Genomic DNA, 15,858 nt, shown 5'->3' on the forward strand with positions numbered 1-15,858 from the left:
CTCTCACCGATCCCATTTTAGCGCAGATTCACATCGTCGTAGGAAGCGGTGCGCGAGTCCGGTGCTCGCAAACGTCGAAAGCAAAAAAAATTGCGGGCGTGATCGTAGAATCACACCCGCAACGGGATTCACATTTAGCAAACGAGAACGAACGCTATTGGTTCAGCGATTCGTCGATCGTTTCCGACGAAGCCTTGGTACCCAAAGCACCCCACAAACCATAAGGACTTTCACGTCCTGCACCACCGTTCGCGCCTCGACCGTCGTTGTTATCACGACCGTAAGGAACGTGGTTTTGGTCACCCGAATCAACGGAGTCGGTCATGAACTGAACCGAACCATCGGCCATGATGACGTGGCAACCACCTTGGTGGAAGCTCGACGCACAGTGAACGCCACCACCACCGTGCCAACGCTGCATGTTGTAGCTGTTGGGGGGCGTAATTGTGGTAAAGACGCTAAACATAGGACGACCATCCGACCAGCGACGTCCACGTTGGTGGTTTGCCGCTTCGTCGTAACATGGGTTTGGCCCCATTCCGTCACCACAGCAACCGGTACAAGGTGGCAAACCACCGTTGTTTTGGTCGGTGTTGACATACTTCGGACGCTCAGGATCCATGAACTGAAGACCTTGAGCAGGCGGCAGGTTCCAAACATCGTCTTTACGGACGATTACCGTACCAGCGGCAAGTTGAGTCCGGTCACCCACGACGTTTTCGCCGCAAGCGATCGTGTTCGACAAACCGTCCTTGATGTCACGGAAGCGAGTGAAGTGCCGGGCGCGGAATACGCCGCGTGCCCAACGCGCACCTGCTTCGTCACCCCAGGTACCATCTGTTTGTGGAACACCCTGGTCGTTCACACCACCGTGTTGCTGCTCGAAAATTGCATCGCCGATGCAAGCCGAGTAGTTGGTGAATGCAACACGCGCGGGCGTAGCAACCGTTGCGTCACTTGGGCAACGGTATGCCGGAACCTGCGTCAGCCACGGCTGGTAGTTCTCATGCCAAGGCACGGGACCCATCGCCGCGTAGGGTTGCAAACCATTGTCAGTACGAATCGCTCCGTCACGATTGACGTTCAAAGGATTGCTGATCTGGTCCCACAAACCCTGTTGCTCGATAAACGGCAAAATCCCGACCATCCAACTCAGCCAGAGCGAGTTGTTGTAGTCGCCACCACTGCCCGTGTTGTACGTACCGCCCGCGTTCATGGGCAGCCGTTTATAGGCAGAGTGATAATTATGCAAAGCCAACCCGATCTGCTTGCAGTTGTTGCTACAACTCATGCGACGGGCCGCCTCGCGTGCAGCCTGAACGGCGGGCAATAACAGGCCCACCAGAATTCCAATGATGGCAATTACCACCAAGAGCTCGACAAGGGTGAAACCCCCTCGCCGATGACGAGTCACAACCATAAAACGCTCCTTAAAAAAACTGGTTTCCCAAACAAGGACACGGAAAAGATTGCCGACGCTAATTCCTCCTTGAGTAAGAATCGGCTCCATACGGACGGTTGGAAAAGGTGTTTATGACAGATTTCTTGGAGTAGGCAGTCGAAATGGAATGACCGTTCCGACGAATTCCTCTATCCGACGACGCTGCGTGGGTGCCGTTCGATTTGAATCGCACCGATTGCCCCGCATGACGATCAGAGTGGGGACGTGAAGCGATTCCGAATTAACGCTGACTCGCTGTGCTCTGGGCCGCGGCGTTAATTGCTTCTTCGTAAGCCTTGGCTTCTGCGAGTTCTTCTTCCGTCGGTGCTGCGGATTCGGTGAACTCAGCTTCGCCACCGCTCTGAGTGCAACCTGAGATCGAAAGCAGACCCGCGAAGACCAATGCGAGAACCGAGAACGAAAATTTGAAGGTCATGATTTAACAAACCAACCGAAAACGAGAATGAGAATCGGCGACCTTCCGTCGCACCAACTGCAAGGGGGTGGGCCGCCACCAACCAATTGAGTCTCAACGATGGATTTGGCCGCGTCAAGCACTCGCAATGGTAATTCTCGTCGCATTCGCGAACGGTCTGGCGATAAATGCGATTTGTACTTGCTAATTTGCCCGGAAATTACGGTAATTTGCCTGCAACAGAACTTAGCGATCCCCCAGCTAAAAAGTTTCGCGAGTCTGCAAAAAATTGCGTCATTGGCGCCAAGTCGCCTTCAATTTGTTAAGAGTTGACGCAGTTTTGGGGTGAGGATTGCCACGCAAGTTGAACGCCCTCGCGTTCCGGAACCAGTCGTGGCGGCGTGGGGGAGATAGTGCTGTCGAACAACTTAGGCAGCGTTATCGAGCGGTTTGCCGTAACGGTGAAGGAGCTCCCATGAATTGGATGGTTGCGGTGTTTCCGTTACCATAGACGGCCTGCAGTGCAGCAAATCCGCTGCCCGTTTTGTCGCGAGGACGTAGCCAGAGTATCCAACATGCAGCCCATGCTCCCTCAAGTTCTGATCACGATTGCGGTGATTGGAATTGGGACAAGTCCGCTTTGTTCTGCCCAGTCGGTGGATGACGCAGTTGACTCCTCAGCGGAAGCCACTATCGATTTCAATCGTGATGTGAGACCACTGTTCAATGAGCACTGTGTTGCCTGTCACGGCGGCGTCAAACAAGCTGGTGATCTTAGTTTTGTCTACGAAGACAGCGTGTCATACGTCGTCGAGCCTGGCGACAGTGATGCTTCGGCGATCATCGACCGAGTACTGCTGGATGATGATGACGAATCCAGGATGCCACCGCCGGAACATGGGCGTGCGCTTACCGAAGAAGAGATCGACGTCTTAAGGCGATGGATCGATGCCGGGGCAAAGTGGGGCAAACATTGGTCTTACGAGGAACTGCGTGCACGTACGGTACCGGTGTTGAACGACGACGCGTTCAGCAGAGGCCGCCTGGACAAATTCGTTTTGGCTAAGATGCGTGACGCGGGCTTGGAACCGAATGATGAAGCCGATGCGACGCGTTGGTTTCGCCGTGTAGCACTGGACCTGACGGGGTTGCCACCCACGATTGACGAAGTCGATTTGTTTAAGCGGCAGGTTCAACGATCAGGTGAAGCGGCTTTTGGAGAAGCTCTCGACCGTTTGTTGGCTTCACCAGGATTCGGCCAACGATGGGCGAGCGTTTGGTTGGACGTTGTCCGCTATGCCGATTCACGAGGTTTGGGACTCGACAGCCGCCGCAACATCTGGCAATACCGTGACTGGGTCGTTCGCGCGTTCAATCGAGACCTGCCGTATGACCAATTCACCGTCAAACAGTTAGCCGGCGATCTAATCGATCAGCGTACGCTTGATGACCTGCTTGCAACCGCTTGCCATCGCAGCACCCAGACGAACGAGGAAGGCGGAACGGACGACGAAACCTTTCGCACCGAAGCGGTCATGGATCGGGTGAATACGACCTGGCAAACCTGGATGGGACTCTCGTTTGGCTGTGTCCAATGCCACTCGCATCCCTACGATCCGATTGAGCACGACGAGTACTATCAGTTCCTCGCGTTCTTTAATAACAGCGTCGATAGTGACCTCGGAAATGATGCTCCTAACTTCGCCTTTCCGCTCGATCCAGATGACTTCCAGCAAGCGTTGGAACTCGACCGCCAAATCGAAGCCAAAGAGCGGCAGATCTGGGAACTGACCCAAGGTGCCGCGGGGATCGATCATCAATGGCAACCCTGGAATGTGTCGGAAGCGACCACCAACAATTCAACCAAAGCTGACGTTGCGACAATCGCTGAACAGGCCGGCTATCAACACAGCGGCTATCAAACTGTAGGCACAGTGGCGAAGAACACCAAAGTGGTTTTAGAAGGCACGCTGCACGACGACGGCATGTTGACCGCAGTCCAATTCACGGGCTTGCCCAAGGACACCGAACGCGCAAAAGCTCATTCCGAATGGGGCTACCTCATTAGCTTTTTCGAAGCTTCCGTGATCAATAGCGATGGCGCGAAGCGACCGCTCAAATTTGCCCGTGTTGCGGCCGATGAATCCCACCCGATTCTGAACCCGAACGACAGTTTGAATTCCAAAACCAGAAATGGTGCGGGGCCCTACTCCCGGATTCACTACCCAAGAAAAACCACGTTTGTTTTGGAACAACCGACAGAGGTTTCAGCAGGCGAGCGGTTGGAAATCAGCTTGACGTTTAATGGTGTCGAAACAGGTGCCTTTCCATTGGTCGCACACCGCGGGTACGTACAACTTAGCAGCGACCCCGCTTGGACCGACTGGCTTTCCAAGGTCGAAGCCATTCAAAAGGAACTCGACCAACTCAATGGTCAACGTCGGCGGATCAGGTCGACGAGCACACCCGTCATGTCGGAACGTCCTGAGAAACTAAAACGACCGTCTTTTGTGTTTGATCGCGGGAATCAGCTGACCAAGACGGATCCCGTCTCGCCCGGTACACCTGGTTTTTTACCCGATCTTGAACGTGTTAGCGCCGATAATCAGGATGCGTCACGGTTGGACCTCGCCAACTGGATCGTTGGCCCTCAAAACCCGTTGACCGCCCGCGTCGCAGTCAATCGTGTCTGGTCACGGATTTTTGGAGTGGGCCTGGTGGCAACGGAAGAGGATTTTGGGATCGCTGGTGAAAGCCCGACGCATCCCGAACTGCTCGACGATTTGGCATACAGATTCCAGTTTGAAATGGACTGGAGCGTCAAACAGTTGCTGCGTGAGATCTTGATCAGCAGCGTTTACCGTCAATCATCGGCGGCTAGCGAAGCCAAGCTGGCCATTGATCCGTCTAACCGATGGCTGTCTCGCGGGCCTCGTACCCGTTTGCCGGCAGAAACGATTCGCGACCAGGCGTTAGCGATTGCTGGATTACTGAGCGAAACGCTGGACGGTCCACCGGTGCATCCGCCGATCCCGACCGGGATTTGGAACCCCTTCAACGCGGGCGATCGTTGGCGCACCCCGGAAAACTCTGATCCGGATCGCTACCGTCGCACGCTGTACACGTACATGAAGCGAACGATTCCGTATCCCATCATGGCATCGTTCGACGCGCCGTCGCGAGAGTTCTGTTCGGTACGTCGGCTACCGTCAAATTCGCCGACACAAGCATTGATGACGCTGAACGACACGACGTTTGTCGAAGCCGCAAACGCCTTTGCCGAACGAATGAATCGCCACGAAGGTGACTTAGAGACAAAGCTTCGTCATGGATTCCGTTTGGCGACATGTCGTGTCCCTAACAATCAGGAATTGCAAGCGTTGCTGGAACTAAGCTACGCCAATTCGTCTTCCCAAGATCCGGCCGGATTCATCTCGGTCGCAACCGTCCTGCTGAACCTGGACGAGGTACTTTGCAAATGAGTTTTCGATCCGCAAAGCGTCAATCGTTGACCGAAGAAGCGACCGCCGAACGTTTGCGTTTGGACACGCGGCGTCAGTTCATGCGCACCTGTGCAACCGGGCTCGGTGCGACTTGGATGGCACAGCAACAGGCTGCCGGGTCCGGGCAAGTTGAAGCATTCCGCTTGGCAACCGCCAAAGCCAAACGGGTCATCTTTTTGCACATGATCGGTGCGCCCAGCCAACTGGAACTGTTCGATTACAAACCCGCGCTGCAGCAGTTCGATGGCAAGGATTGTCCCGAAGAATTTCTCGAAAACGCACAGTTCGCCTTTATCCAGGGAACGCCAAAACTGCTAGGCCCGATCTATCCGTTCAAGCAACACGGTGAAAGCGGCGCGTGGGTGTCGGATCAGCTGCCACACTTTTCGAAAGTCGTCGATAAGGTCTGCTTTATCAAGAGATGCAAACCGATCAGTTCAATCACGGTCCAGCGCAATTGATGGTCCAGTGTGGGCAGCCGCGGATCGGTTATCCGTCGATCGGTTCGTGGGCCACGTGGGGACTCGGCAGTGAAAACGAAGACCTGCCAGGTTTTATTGTGTTGTTGTCTGGCGGTCGCCAGCCTCGTGTCGGCAAAGCTTTATGGAGCAGCGGTTTTTTGCCGTCGGTTTACCAAGGCGTGCAATGCCGCTCAAAAGGCGATCCGGTTCTGAATGTTTCCAATCCGGATGGCATCACACGCGACGAACGCGCGACGGCACTGCGTACGCTTGATCGACTCAATCAACTGAACTACGAGAGCTTCGGTGATCCCGAAACGTTGACTCGTATGAAGCAATACGAACTCGCGTTCAAGATGCAAGTTGCCGTGCCCGAAGCGATGGACTTGTCACAAGAGTCAGCGGCCACGCATGAAGCGTATGGCGTTGAGCCCGGACAGGAGTCCTTTGCCAACAATTGTTTGTTGGCTCGCCGATTGGCCGAACGCGGCGTCCGCTATATCCAGTTGTTCGATTGGGGATGGGACACCCACGGCAGCAACGCCAGCGAAGCGCTTGAGAAAGGCTTTGTCAACAAATGTCGCCAGATCGATCGCCCGATGACGGCGCTGCTGAATGACTTGGAAAGTCGCGGGATGTTGGAAGACACACTCGTGGTCTGGGGCGGCGAATTCGGACGGACATCGATGGCCGAAAATCGCGGCGGTGTTGAAGCCCCGTTCAAAGGCCGGGATCACAATCCAAACGCGTTCACGTTTTGGATGGCGGGAGCCGGCGTACGCACCGGGATGACGTACGGCGAAACCGACGAACTTGGATACCAAGTCGCCGATGCCCCCGTGCAGCTACGTGATTTTCACGCCACGATGCAGCACCTGATGGGAATCGACCACAACAAGCTCGTGTATCCTTTTCAAGGCCTGGATCAGAAACTGGTCGGCGTGAAACCGGCCCGTGTGATCAACGAGATCCTCGCATAGCGGCGAGAAATTAGACGCCGCAGATTGCGGCATGTGAAGAGAGCCAATGCTTCCGCGAAATCATACGGTTTCGCGGAAGCTTCTTTCGTTCAGTGCCCGGCTTCTATTGCTCGGCGTTCTAACGCTCTGGGGCGAACGCTGGCTCGTGCGATTCTGCTTTGGCGGTCGGGACCACGTCGACTTTTAGGTCACCGAGTGCGTATTGAATGCCATCCAGCATGTGCTTGACGATGACGGGGTTCGCAAACGTATCTTCGCGGTGTCCGAAGTTCGTATAGAACACGCGTCCGTCGCCTGCGGTGCGAACCCAAGACACTGGGACTTCGCGTGGGCCGTCATCGATGCGGCTGGACACAGCGTCTTTAGTCATGTCCAAACTGACCAGAATCCGCAGGACTTCCGGGCCGACATAGGACTTGGGGTTGTATTGGTAGATCTCGTCGGTGTGCCAAAATCCATTGCCTTCGAATGCGGCGTTCAAGACATGGTCGGGATCGTCCAGCTTGAATGCCCACTTTCCACCGGCCCCCCACGGGTGCCCGGCAAAAGTGCCGCCGACGAGTTCCAAACAATCTGGGTGGCGGTTGAAGTTATCGCTGGCGGCGTGGAAACCGATCAGACCTTTCCCGCCAATGATGAAGTCCATGAAGGCGTCACGATTTGCCCCGCTGGGAAAAATCATATTGGTCGTGTTGTTCAACAGAATCGCGTCGTACTTGGCCAAGTTTTCTTTGGTGAATACGTCGTAGGTGTCGGCAAAGTCGACTTTGAATGCGCCCGTTTTGTCGGCCATCGCCTGGACACATTCGTTGGCGTGTGGAATCGAAGTGTGGATGAATCCGTTGCAGCGATAGAACACCAGGATGCGGCGGTCTTTAGCTGGCGTTGCGACCGCTTCGGGGACGGCATCGCTGATCGCGTGTTTTTGGGTTTCCGAAAGTGGCTTGAAACGCTCTGCCTTTTGTTGCTCCCAAGCGTCATCTTGAGCATACGAGGGCGTCGGAAGTGCGGTCGTCGTATAAACGGCTGCGGATAGGGCAAGAATGAGCTTGAGTCGTTCAAAAGCCATTGAGTCAACCTGGCGGGCAAAAAGAATGGGGTGGGGGATAGCCTGGGCAGACGGTGGGGAATATCAACAGCAATCCAGGCGAGGTAGCCTGCCATTTTAGTCTCCTTTACACGGTGGACGCAAAAGCCCACGCTTACAAAATGATTGATAATTCGCGTCCCTTTAATGAACTCGGTCGCTACGAACTGATCGACTTTGGAAACGCGCGAAAGCTAGAGCGTGTTTGCGGGCGATTGATCGATCGTCCTTCGCCCGCCGCCGAAGCTCAGCGGCGGAAGCACCCCAACCTTTGGGGCGATGTCGATTCGTTTTTTGACAAGCAAGCCAAGCAGTGGCGCCATCAATCCAAGTGGCCTGAAGATTCGCAGATGGATTGCGGCGGCTTCGTGATGCCGATTCAGCCCACGCCATTCGGGCATCTGGGCGTCTTTCCGGAACAAGCAGGTAATTGGAAATGGCTACGCCAAAGCTCTCCGGTCACTTCTGATGCGATGTCATCACCCGATGAGATGCCTCGCGGCCTGAACCTGTTTGCCTACACCGGTGCAAGCAGCATGGCGATGGCCAGCAGTGGCATGTCAGTGGTTCACGTCGATGCGGCCAAGCCGAATGTCGCTGCGGCACGAGTTGCCGCAGGCGCTAACGGGCTGTCAGATCATCCGGTCCGCTACTTGGTCGACGATGCGGCGAAGTTCGCGACACGCGAAGTCCGGCGGGAGCGGACTTATCACACCATCGTTTTGGACCCACCAGCTTATGGGCACTCGCCGCGGGGGAAAGCTTGGCGGTTGGAACGCGACCTTTGGCCATTGCTGGATCAATGTGTTGAGCTTCTCGACCGAGACAGTTTTCGTCTGCTGATCACCGGCCATTCGCCGCAAGTCGGCGCCCCCGATGTGGTAGATTACCTGCACGCAGAGCTTCCGGAACGGCTTGGGGTCAGCCCACGACAACTGACCGATCAACTCGAATACGATCGCTTGACGTTAACCGACCGCTCAGGGCGTCAGTTGGATTTTGGCTTTTTTGTACGGCTTGCCATTAACCGCTAAGCAGCTTAAACCTCCCAGCTTGAATCGCTAAGCTCGTCCGTGGCGTCATCGCCACCACCTTACCCAAGTGCTCCATTGTCAAACGTTCGGCCTGAACCTTCGAATTCCTCGGCGACGACATCCGCTGGCGATTGCAGCGACGAGTTGGGCCGATTGCGTGAATGGTTCGGGAATCAGAGCGTCGTCGTTGCTTTTTCAGGGGGCGTTGATAGCAGTGTCGTGCTGGCCGCAGCATTGGGCAGTGCTGCGGAGCGGGTTGTTGCTGTGACGGCGGTTTCGCCAAGTGTCGCTGGCTGGCAAATCGAGATCGCCAAACAGGTGGCCGAACAATTAGGTGCCGAACACCGACTGATTCAAACGTCGGAGGTCGAACTGCCCGAGTATCGCGTCAACGATCGAAATCGTTGCTTTCATTGCAAGTCGACACTGTATGAAACGCTGTACGAAACACTGTCTGAAGGGCTGTCTGACGCGTTGGATGTGACGGTGGTTGAGGAATCTCGGCAAAATTTGTTGCCCAAACAGGCGGATTCGGCATCCAACTGCAACCAAGTTGTTGTGTCCGGGACAAACGCGGACGATTTGGGCGATTATCGGCCCGGGATCGCCGCGGGTGATCAAGCGGGCGTGCGGAAGCCGTTGGCTGAGCTAGGGTTTGGCAAATCGATTGTGCGACAGCTGGCTGCCGAAATGGGACTTTCCAATGCCGATTTGCCCGCGTCCCCCTGTTTGGCCAGTAGAATTGCCTATGGAGTTGAGGTCACCCCGGCTCGGTTAAAGATGATCGAATCGGCGGAGACACTGATGAAAGAGCTAGGTGTCGAAAACGGCCGTGTTCGCCTGCACGAAGGCGACTTGGCGCGGATCGAAGTTCCAGCGGAATTGATTCCACGATTGCTGGTCCCCGACGCGATGAAGCATATCGCGACTGGACTGCGGTCAATCGGATTTCAGTACGTCACGGTTGATCTAGAAGGATTTCAGAGCGGAAGCATGAACCGTCCTCTGGTTTCGATCGAAGTTTCTGCCAAGTAATTGGCGTGGGAAACGAAAGGATTGAAGGGTCAGTAAGATTGATTGGGCTGCTCCCACCGCGATAGACGCGACCAAAACCGTATGAACGAATTCGAATCGCCATCCGACGAGCCGGAGGGCCACGATGGGCGCCGACGCGAAGATCATCGTGCCGGGGGAACTCCGCGGCTCGATCTTGGTGCGACGACAGAAATGGGCGTCGCTGGAACCGATTCGTCGACCATCACTGTTCCAAATCATGGCACCGGTGGCAGTCTCGTTGGTTCACACCTGGCGACCTATCTGATCCTCAGCCGTTTGGGACGCGGCGGGATGGCGGACGTCTACGCCGCTCGAGATATGAACCTGGAACGCGACGTCGCCGTCAAAGTTCTGCGCCCTGAGCTCTCCACCGATCGCGACTACATTGCACGGTTTCGCCGTGAAGCAAAAGCGGCGGCAAAGTTGAATCATGCCAACATCGTTCAGATTTACGATGTTGGCGAAGTCGACTCACGCTATTACATCGCCCAGGAACTCGTCCAAGGACAAAACCTCAAAGAGTACCTGCTTCGTCACGGTGCGTTGTCGCCGCAACAAGCGATCGAGGTCCTGTTGGGTGTCGCGTCCGCTTTGGATGCCGCCGCGATCGAAGGTATCACCCACCGTGACATCAAACCAGAAAATGTGATGTGGTCCAAAAGCGGTGCCGTCAAAGTCGCCGACTTCGGACTTGCCCGTCTCGGCGGCGATAGTGACGGCAGCCGCGCTGACCTGACGCAAGCTGGCCTGACGATGGGGACGCCACGCTACATGAGTCCGGAACAGGTTCAAGGTCGCCCGGTCGATCCACGCAGCGACCTCTATTCGCTCGGCGTGATGATGTATCATCTGATCACCGGCAGCCCTCCTTTCGAAGCGGAAGATCCTCTGGCTTTGGCGTTTGCACACGTTAACGAAACGCCACGTCCGATCGACCGCGTTCGTGGTGACAAGGACATCCCGGAATGGTTGATCGCCATTATCCTAAAACTGCTTCGTAAAGACCCGAACGAACGTTTCCAATCAGCGGCCGAGTTGCTCGAAGCTCTCTCCGGTGACGACGTCGATCACCAAGGTCGCGCGCGACGTTTAGTCGGCGCCGCCACCGCGACGGCACGTTTGCAGCGTGTCGCGGACGAGCAACGCCGGCAATCCGCGAAGGCGCGCCGGAAAGTCGTGTTGATTGCGTTGTTACCGTTCGTCTTTCTAGGACTTGGGGTCGCATTCGCTTCACAGGTTCGGCAACCGCAACTGGCTGAATTCCTAACGCCAGATGAAGTGCAGAAGCTTGCCACCGTCGAAGAACAGTTCCTCGAAGCTGTCTCCAAAGATAAGGTCGCGTATTGGCAAGCGATCCCACGATTCTTTCCGCCACAAGACAACTCCACCAATCGGGCGTACGCCGTCAAAGCCAACTTACAACTCGCCCGCTGGTACGACGAACACGATCAATGGAAAGCAGCCGACAAGGTGTTGGCTGACTTGGTGAGTGATCCGAGTACTGACCGCAAGTACTTGCTGATCGCTTGGGCACGACGCGTTTTGGTCGCCAACGAAATGCGTGACCAAAAACGTTTGGATGAAGCTAAGCGACAATTCGAATCGCTCTACGCCGAACTGCTGGCCGGGAATTCGGATGCGATCGAGATGTTCGATCGACTCTTCACCATGAGCGAACATGCTATCCTAGGGATGAATCGTGACTCCTAGGCAACAACATGAATCCGATCCGAGCGGCTGCGGTCCAGTTCAATCATCGTCCCGGCGACAAAGCATATAACTTTGATCGAGTCAGGCATTTCGTCGATCAAGCTGCCTCGCAACAGGTGCAGCTGATCGCGTTCCCTGAAATGTGTTTGACCGGCTACTGGCACGTACGCAATCTTTCCGAATCACAATGCCGTGAACTTGCCGAGCCTGTTCAGGGTGGCTCACTGGTTCGTGCCCTCAAGCAACTTTCGGTACAGCACCAAATCTCGATCGGCGCTGGTCTGATCGAACTCGCTGACGACGGCCGGTTGTTCAACAGCTATGTCGTCGCGATGCCCAACGGTGGTGTCGCAGTTCACCGTAAACTGCATTGCTTTATCAGCGAACACTTTGATTCGGGCGACGCCTACACCGTATTCGAATTGCCCGACGGAACGCGTGTCGGCATTCTGATTTGTTACGACAACAACATCATCGAAAACGCTCGGATGACTGCGTTGCTGGGCGCTGAAATTCTGTTGGCACCGCATCAAACCGGCGGTTGCGATTCGCCGAGCCCGGGCTGCATGGGTGTCATTGACCGAGAACTTTGGGAGCGTCGCAAGGAAGACCCGCAAGCGATCGAAGCCGAGTTCAAAGGGCCCAAGGGTCGGCAATGGTTGCAGCGTTGGTTACCGGCGCGTGCTCACGACAACGGGCTGTTTTTGATCTTCAGCAACGGTGTTGGCATTGATGATGACGAGGTGCGAACCGGCAACGCAATGATCTTGGATCCCTACGGCGAGACGCTTGCGGAGACCTGGGTTGCCAAGGACGCGATGGTCGTCGCGGACTTGGATCCGGACATCCAAGTCAACTGTACCGGTCGGCGTTGGCTAAAGTCTCGACGGCCAGAGCTCTACAAACGACTCACTCAACCAACCGGCATCGAAGAAGACACCCGCACGGTTCGATTTCGAAAAGTGACTTGACAGTGTAAGCAGTTCGATCAGCCCACGTAGGTAGCTGTGACAGCCTCGTCGCTCAACGCACGTCAACGGGCTTGAATTCTGAACACTGCTGGCACCTTGCAAAGACGCGTCCGATGACGAGCGTCAGGGCAGTGCTGCTGCCAATCACCTTGCGGTGGACAATTACCGTCAATTCACAAAGAAGTGTGTCGAGATCACGTAGGCGTTGTGTTTTCTAGTTCTGTTCCGCCAGTTGCAAATTTGCGACTACATCATTTACCTTTTCTTCCAGCGATTTGCGGAAGGGGCGGATGTCGGAGCCGCGAGTTTGGGTCAGCATGATGCCGATGGTGTTGGTTTCGAAATCAATCCATACATTCGTGCCGCTCGAGCCGGTGTGACTCAAACGCGTTGGTTTTCCCAAGTCGTCGTGGCCTCGAATTAATAGCCCGCCTTTCGCCGCATAGCCGATTTCGTGTTCTGTTAAAAAACGCTGGTGCATGTTGGTTGTGAGATACTGTTCGCCTTCGAATTGGCCTCCTTCCAAGATCATTCGCAACCATTTCAACAAATCATGTGACGTTGAAATGATCGAACCTCCTGACGAACTGTAGTGATTCGTTTCTGCGACCGGACGGACTTTGGACACCCAAAGCTTTCCACTTTTAGACCCGCGGTAATATCGTGTTGGCATGGTGACATCGAAACGTTCCATCGCAGCCTGGTCACGGTAAGCCGTGTGTGACATCCCGAGCGGTTCACACAGATAGGTTTGCAGCATTTCATTGCGTGGCAGTCCAGAGGTTACCTCACCAACGCGCGCTGCGACTTCGGTGCCGAGTCCGCTGTATGCGAACGCTTCCCCGGGTTGGCGAATCGGTGGATAGTCTGTCGCAATCCGCCCGACCACGTACTCCATTGTTTGGTTGGTAGCCCAAGGTTGGTACCAAATTCGGCCGTTGGGGCTCTCATCGTGCTGGTACCCTGACGTATGCGTGATCAACTCTGTCATCGTCGGCGATCGCAGTGCGGCTTCGCCGGACTGCAGCACTCGATTCGCGAACTCGGGCAGGTAAGACTCGATTGGACGCTCTAACTCAAGTTTGCCTTCGTCTGCCAACCGATAAAACAGCGTCCCCATGATGGGTTTGCTGACCGACGCGATGATGACCGGAGTGTCGATTTCGAAAGGTCGTTTCGTGGCGATATCCGCATATCCAAACGCCGTCTCAATGACGACTTCGCCATCATGGAAAACCAGCAGATTTCCGCCCGCCACTTCACCGGACTCGACCGCTTCGCGAACAAACGCTTGGACCGAATCAAATGATGCGGCATCTTGGCCATCCGCAGCTTGAATCGCGACCACAAAAAGCAGAGTGCACAGAAATGCCGATGCGGCGAAAGAACGAGCGTTTGACATGATTCGAAACGGGCGGAAGTCGAGGTGTTCAATTTGCTACGCGGTCGATGGGCGAGCATTGTAGGCTCTGCACACGATCGACTTTGCGTGCCTGTGATCAACCTCAGCCGATTCGATACAAGTCACATCAAAGCTTCATGATCAGACTTCGCACTCGCGCAAAACAAAACGCAGAGTCACCGGAGATGGATGGCTCTCTCCAGTAACTCTGCGTTATTGAAAACGCGAACGAGGTATCGCGACTAGACCTGCATGGTGGTCCCCATCGTGATCCCCGGTGCTGGCAATTGGCTTTCGCCTTGCAAGAACTGGTCGATCGAACGTGCGGCACCGCGGCCTTCGTTGATTGCCCACACGACCAAGCTTTGTCCACGACGGCAGTCACCTGCGGCGAACACCTTATCGATGTTCGTCGCGAACTTACCGTGTTCGGCTTTGAAGTTGCTGCGTGGATCGACTTCCAGTCCTAGCGACTCGGGCAGGTACTGCTCTGGGCCCAGGAAGCCCATCGAAAGGAGGATCAATTGTGCCGGCCATTCCTTTTCCGATCCGGCAACTTCTTTCATTTGCCATTTGCCATCGCTGTCCTTTTCCCATTCGACGACGACGGTTTTGATGCCAGCGACGTTTCCGTCTGCGTCCTTGGTGAATTCCTTACTCAGGATTTGGTACTCACGCGGATCGCGACCAAATTTCGCTTCAGCTTCTTCGTGGCCATAGTCGACGCGGAAAATGCGTGGCCATTCGGGCCATGGATTGTCCGACGCACGCTCTTCCGGCGGTTTGGGCAACAGTTCGAAGTTCACGATGCTGCGGCAACCGTGACGGAGGCTGGTCGCGATGCAGTCGGTACCGGTGTCACCACCGCCGATCACGATCACGTCTTTACCTTCGGCGCTAATAAACTCATCGCCGATGTTGTCGCCGTGGACGGATTGCTTGGTGTTGGCAGTCAGGAACTCCATTGCCAAGTGAACGCCTTTGGCATCGCGATTGCCGATTGGCAAGTCACGTGCTTTGGTCGCACCACAGCACAGCAGGACGGCGTCGTATTCGTTGACCAGTTCTTTAGGGTCGACGTCTTTGCCAACGTTGACGCCTGTCTTGAAGGTCACACCTTCGGCGGTCATTTTGTCGATGCGGCGCTGAACGGCTTCCTTGGAAAGTTTCATGTTCGGAATGCCGTATTGCAACAATCCGCCCAACCGGTTGGCTCGTTCCAAAACGGTCACGGTGTGACCGGCCTTGTTCAGCTGATCCGCTGCGGCAAGACCAGACGGTCCGCTGCCGACGATCACGACCTTTTTGTCGGTGCGTGACTTTGGCGGTTCGGGAACGATCCAGCCTTCTTCCCAGGCACGGTCGACGATCGCGTTTTCGATGTTCTTGATCGTCACAGGCGGGTTGGTGATGCCCAACACGCACGAGCCTTCGCAAGGTGCCGGGCAGGTACGTCCGGTGAACTCGGGGAAGTTATTGGTTTTGTGCAAACGCTCAATCGCTTCTTTCCAGCGATTGTTGTAGACCAAGTCGTTCCATTCAGGGATCAAGTTGTCGATCGGGCAGCCGCTCGCCGATTGGCAGAACGGAACACCACAGTCCATGCAACGCGCACCTTGCTCACGCAAGTGGTCCACTTTGTGCTCGGTGTAGATCTCGTCGTAGTCATTGAGGCGAACGACTGGCAGACGCCATGGCACTTTTTTGCGATCGAACTCTTTGAATCCAGTTGGCTTACCCATAACAGTCTCTTTATTTCCGGTGGTCGATGTCTTGTGAAGTATTTGAAAAACGGGTT

General features: G+C 55.3%; 10 protein-coding genes and 1 pseudogene. 6 read left to right on the forward strand and 5 right to left on the reverse strand.

What is annotated here, in order from left to right:
- Positions 1 to 154 precede the first annotated feature (154 nt).
- Complete coding sequence (locus CGZ80_RS01885; RefSeq protein ID WP_094411118.1) at positions 155 to 1,420, reverse strand: DUF1559 domain-containing protein; 1,266 nt, start codon at positions 1,418 to 1,420, stop codon at positions 155 to 157.
- Between the two features lie 262 nt (positions 1,421 to 1,682).
- Entirely contained in the window at positions 1,683 to 1,877 is a 195-nt protein-coding gene (locus CGZ80_RS01890) for a hypothetical protein (RefSeq protein ID WP_094411079.1), read from the reverse strand.
- Between the two features lie 563 nt (positions 1,878 to 2,440).
- Between CGZ80_RS01890 and CGZ80_RS01895 the strand changes: the two genes are divergently transcribed.
- Together CGZ80_RS01895 and CGZ80_RS01900 are read left to right on the forward strand one after the other, a co-directional pair.
- The gene (locus tag CGZ80_RS01895; RefSeq protein WP_158222510.1) at positions 2,441 to 5,338 is read left to right on the forward strand and encodes a PSD1 and planctomycete cytochrome C domain-containing protein; all 2,898 of its coding nucleotides are present in this window, start codon (positions 2,441 to 2,443) and stop codon (positions 5,336 to 5,338) included.
- A pseudogene (locus CGZ80_RS01900) lies at positions 5,335 to 6,800 on the forward strand (DUF1501 domain-containing protein). The gene CGZ80_RS01895 and the pseudogene CGZ80_RS01900 overlap by 4 nt, the downstream one beginning before the upstream one ends.
- A gap of 118 nt (positions 6,801 to 6,918) precedes the next feature.
- Here CGZ80_RS01900 and CGZ80_RS01905 read toward each other — a convergent pair.
- Positions 6,919 to 7,869 carry a ThuA domain-containing protein gene (locus CGZ80_RS01905; RefSeq protein WP_094411081.1) on the reverse strand — a complete coding sequence of 317 codons (951 nt, stop codon included), beginning with the start codon at positions 7,867 to 7,869 and terminating at the stop codon, positions 6,919 to 6,921.
- 140 nt (positions 7,870 to 8,009) lie between these two features.
- Here CGZ80_RS01905 and CGZ80_RS01910 point away from each other — a divergent pair, with 140 nt between their 5' ends.
- The 4 genes from CGZ80_RS01910 (at position 8,010) to CGZ80_RS01925 (ending at position 12,658) form a co-directional block, all read left to right on the forward strand.
- A complete protein-coding gene (locus tag CGZ80_RS01910; RefSeq protein ID WP_094411119.1) occupies positions 8,010 to 8,921 on the forward strand; it encodes a class I SAM-dependent methyltransferase in 912 nt (303 codons plus the stop codon).
- A 75-nt stretch (positions 8,922 to 8,996) separates the two neighbouring features.
- A complete protein-coding gene (locus CGZ80_RS01915) occupies positions 8,997 to 9,956 on the forward strand; it encodes an asparagine synthase-related protein (protein ID WP_233148166.1) in 960 nt (319 codons plus the stop codon).
- Between the two features lie 81 nt (positions 9,957 to 10,037).
- Positions 10,038 to 11,687, forward strand: coding sequence for a protein kinase domain-containing protein (locus CGZ80_RS01920; RefSeq protein WP_094411082.1), 1,650 nt, complete (start codon positions 10,038 to 10,040; stop codon positions 11,685 to 11,687).
- Positions 11,688 to 11,695: 8 nt separating this feature from the next.
- Complete coding sequence (locus CGZ80_RS01925) at positions 11,696 to 12,658, forward strand: nitrilase family protein (protein ID WP_094411083.1); 963 nt, start codon at positions 11,696 to 11,698, stop codon at positions 12,656 to 12,658.
- Between the two features lie 214 nt (positions 12,659 to 12,872).
- Here CGZ80_RS01925 and CGZ80_RS01930 read toward each other — a convergent pair whose 3' ends face one another.
- Complete coding sequence (locus CGZ80_RS01930; RefSeq protein WP_094411084.1) at positions 12,873 to 14,060, reverse strand: serine hydrolase domain-containing protein; 1,188 nt, start codon at positions 14,058 to 14,060, stop codon at positions 12,873 to 12,875.
- Between the two features lie 242 nt (positions 14,061 to 14,302).
- Positions 14,303 to 15,802, reverse strand: coding sequence for a glutamate synthase subunit beta (locus CGZ80_RS01935; protein WP_094411085.1), 1,500 nt, complete (start codon positions 15,800 to 15,802; stop codon positions 14,303 to 14,305).
- Positions 15,803 to 15,858 lie beyond the last annotated feature (56 nt).

The sequence above is a fragment of the Rhodopirellula sp. MGV genome, assembly GCF_002251265.1.
In the GTDB taxonomy this organism is placed as follows: domain Bacteria; phylum Planctomycetota; class Planctomycetia; order Pirellulales; family Pirellulaceae; genus Stieleria; species Stieleria baltica_A.

Excerpts from the sequence above, each read along its gene's own strand:
- CGZ80_RS01885 (WP_094411118.1), bottom strand. The coding sequence starts at position 1,420 with ATGGTTGTGACTCGTCATCGGCGAGGGGGTTTCACCCTTGTCGAGCTC.
- CGZ80_RS01890 (WP_094411079.1), bottom strand. The coding sequence starts at position 1,877 with ATGACCTTCAAATTTTCGTTCTCGGTTCTCGCATTGGTCTTCGCGGGT.
- CGZ80_RS01895 (WP_158222510.1), top strand. The coding sequence starts at position 2,441 with ATGCTCCCTCAAGTTCTGATCACGATTGCGGTGATTGGAATTGGGACA.
- CGZ80_RS01905 (WP_094411081.1), bottom strand. The coding sequence starts at position 7,869 with ATGGCTTTTGAACGACTCAAGCTCATTCTTGCCCTATCCGCAGCCGTT.
- CGZ80_RS01910 (WP_094411119.1), top strand. The coding sequence starts at position 8,010 with ATGATTGATAATTCGCGTCCCTTTAATGAACTCGGTCGCTACGAACTG.
- CGZ80_RS01920 (WP_094411082.1), top strand. The coding sequence starts at position 10,038 with ATGAACGAATTCGAATCGCCATCCGACGAGCCGGAGGGCCACGATGGG.
- CGZ80_RS01925 (WP_094411083.1), top strand. The coding sequence starts at position 11,696 with ATGAATCCGATCCGAGCGGCTGCGGTCCAGTTCAATCATCGTCCCGGC.
- CGZ80_RS01930 (WP_094411084.1), bottom strand. The coding sequence starts at position 14,060 with ATGTCAAACGCTCGTTCTTTCGCCGCATCGGCATTTCTGTGCACTCTG.
- CGZ80_RS01935 (WP_094411085.1), bottom strand. The coding sequence starts at position 15,802 with ATGGGTAAGCCAACTGGATTCAAAGAGTTCGATCGCAAAAAAGTGCCA.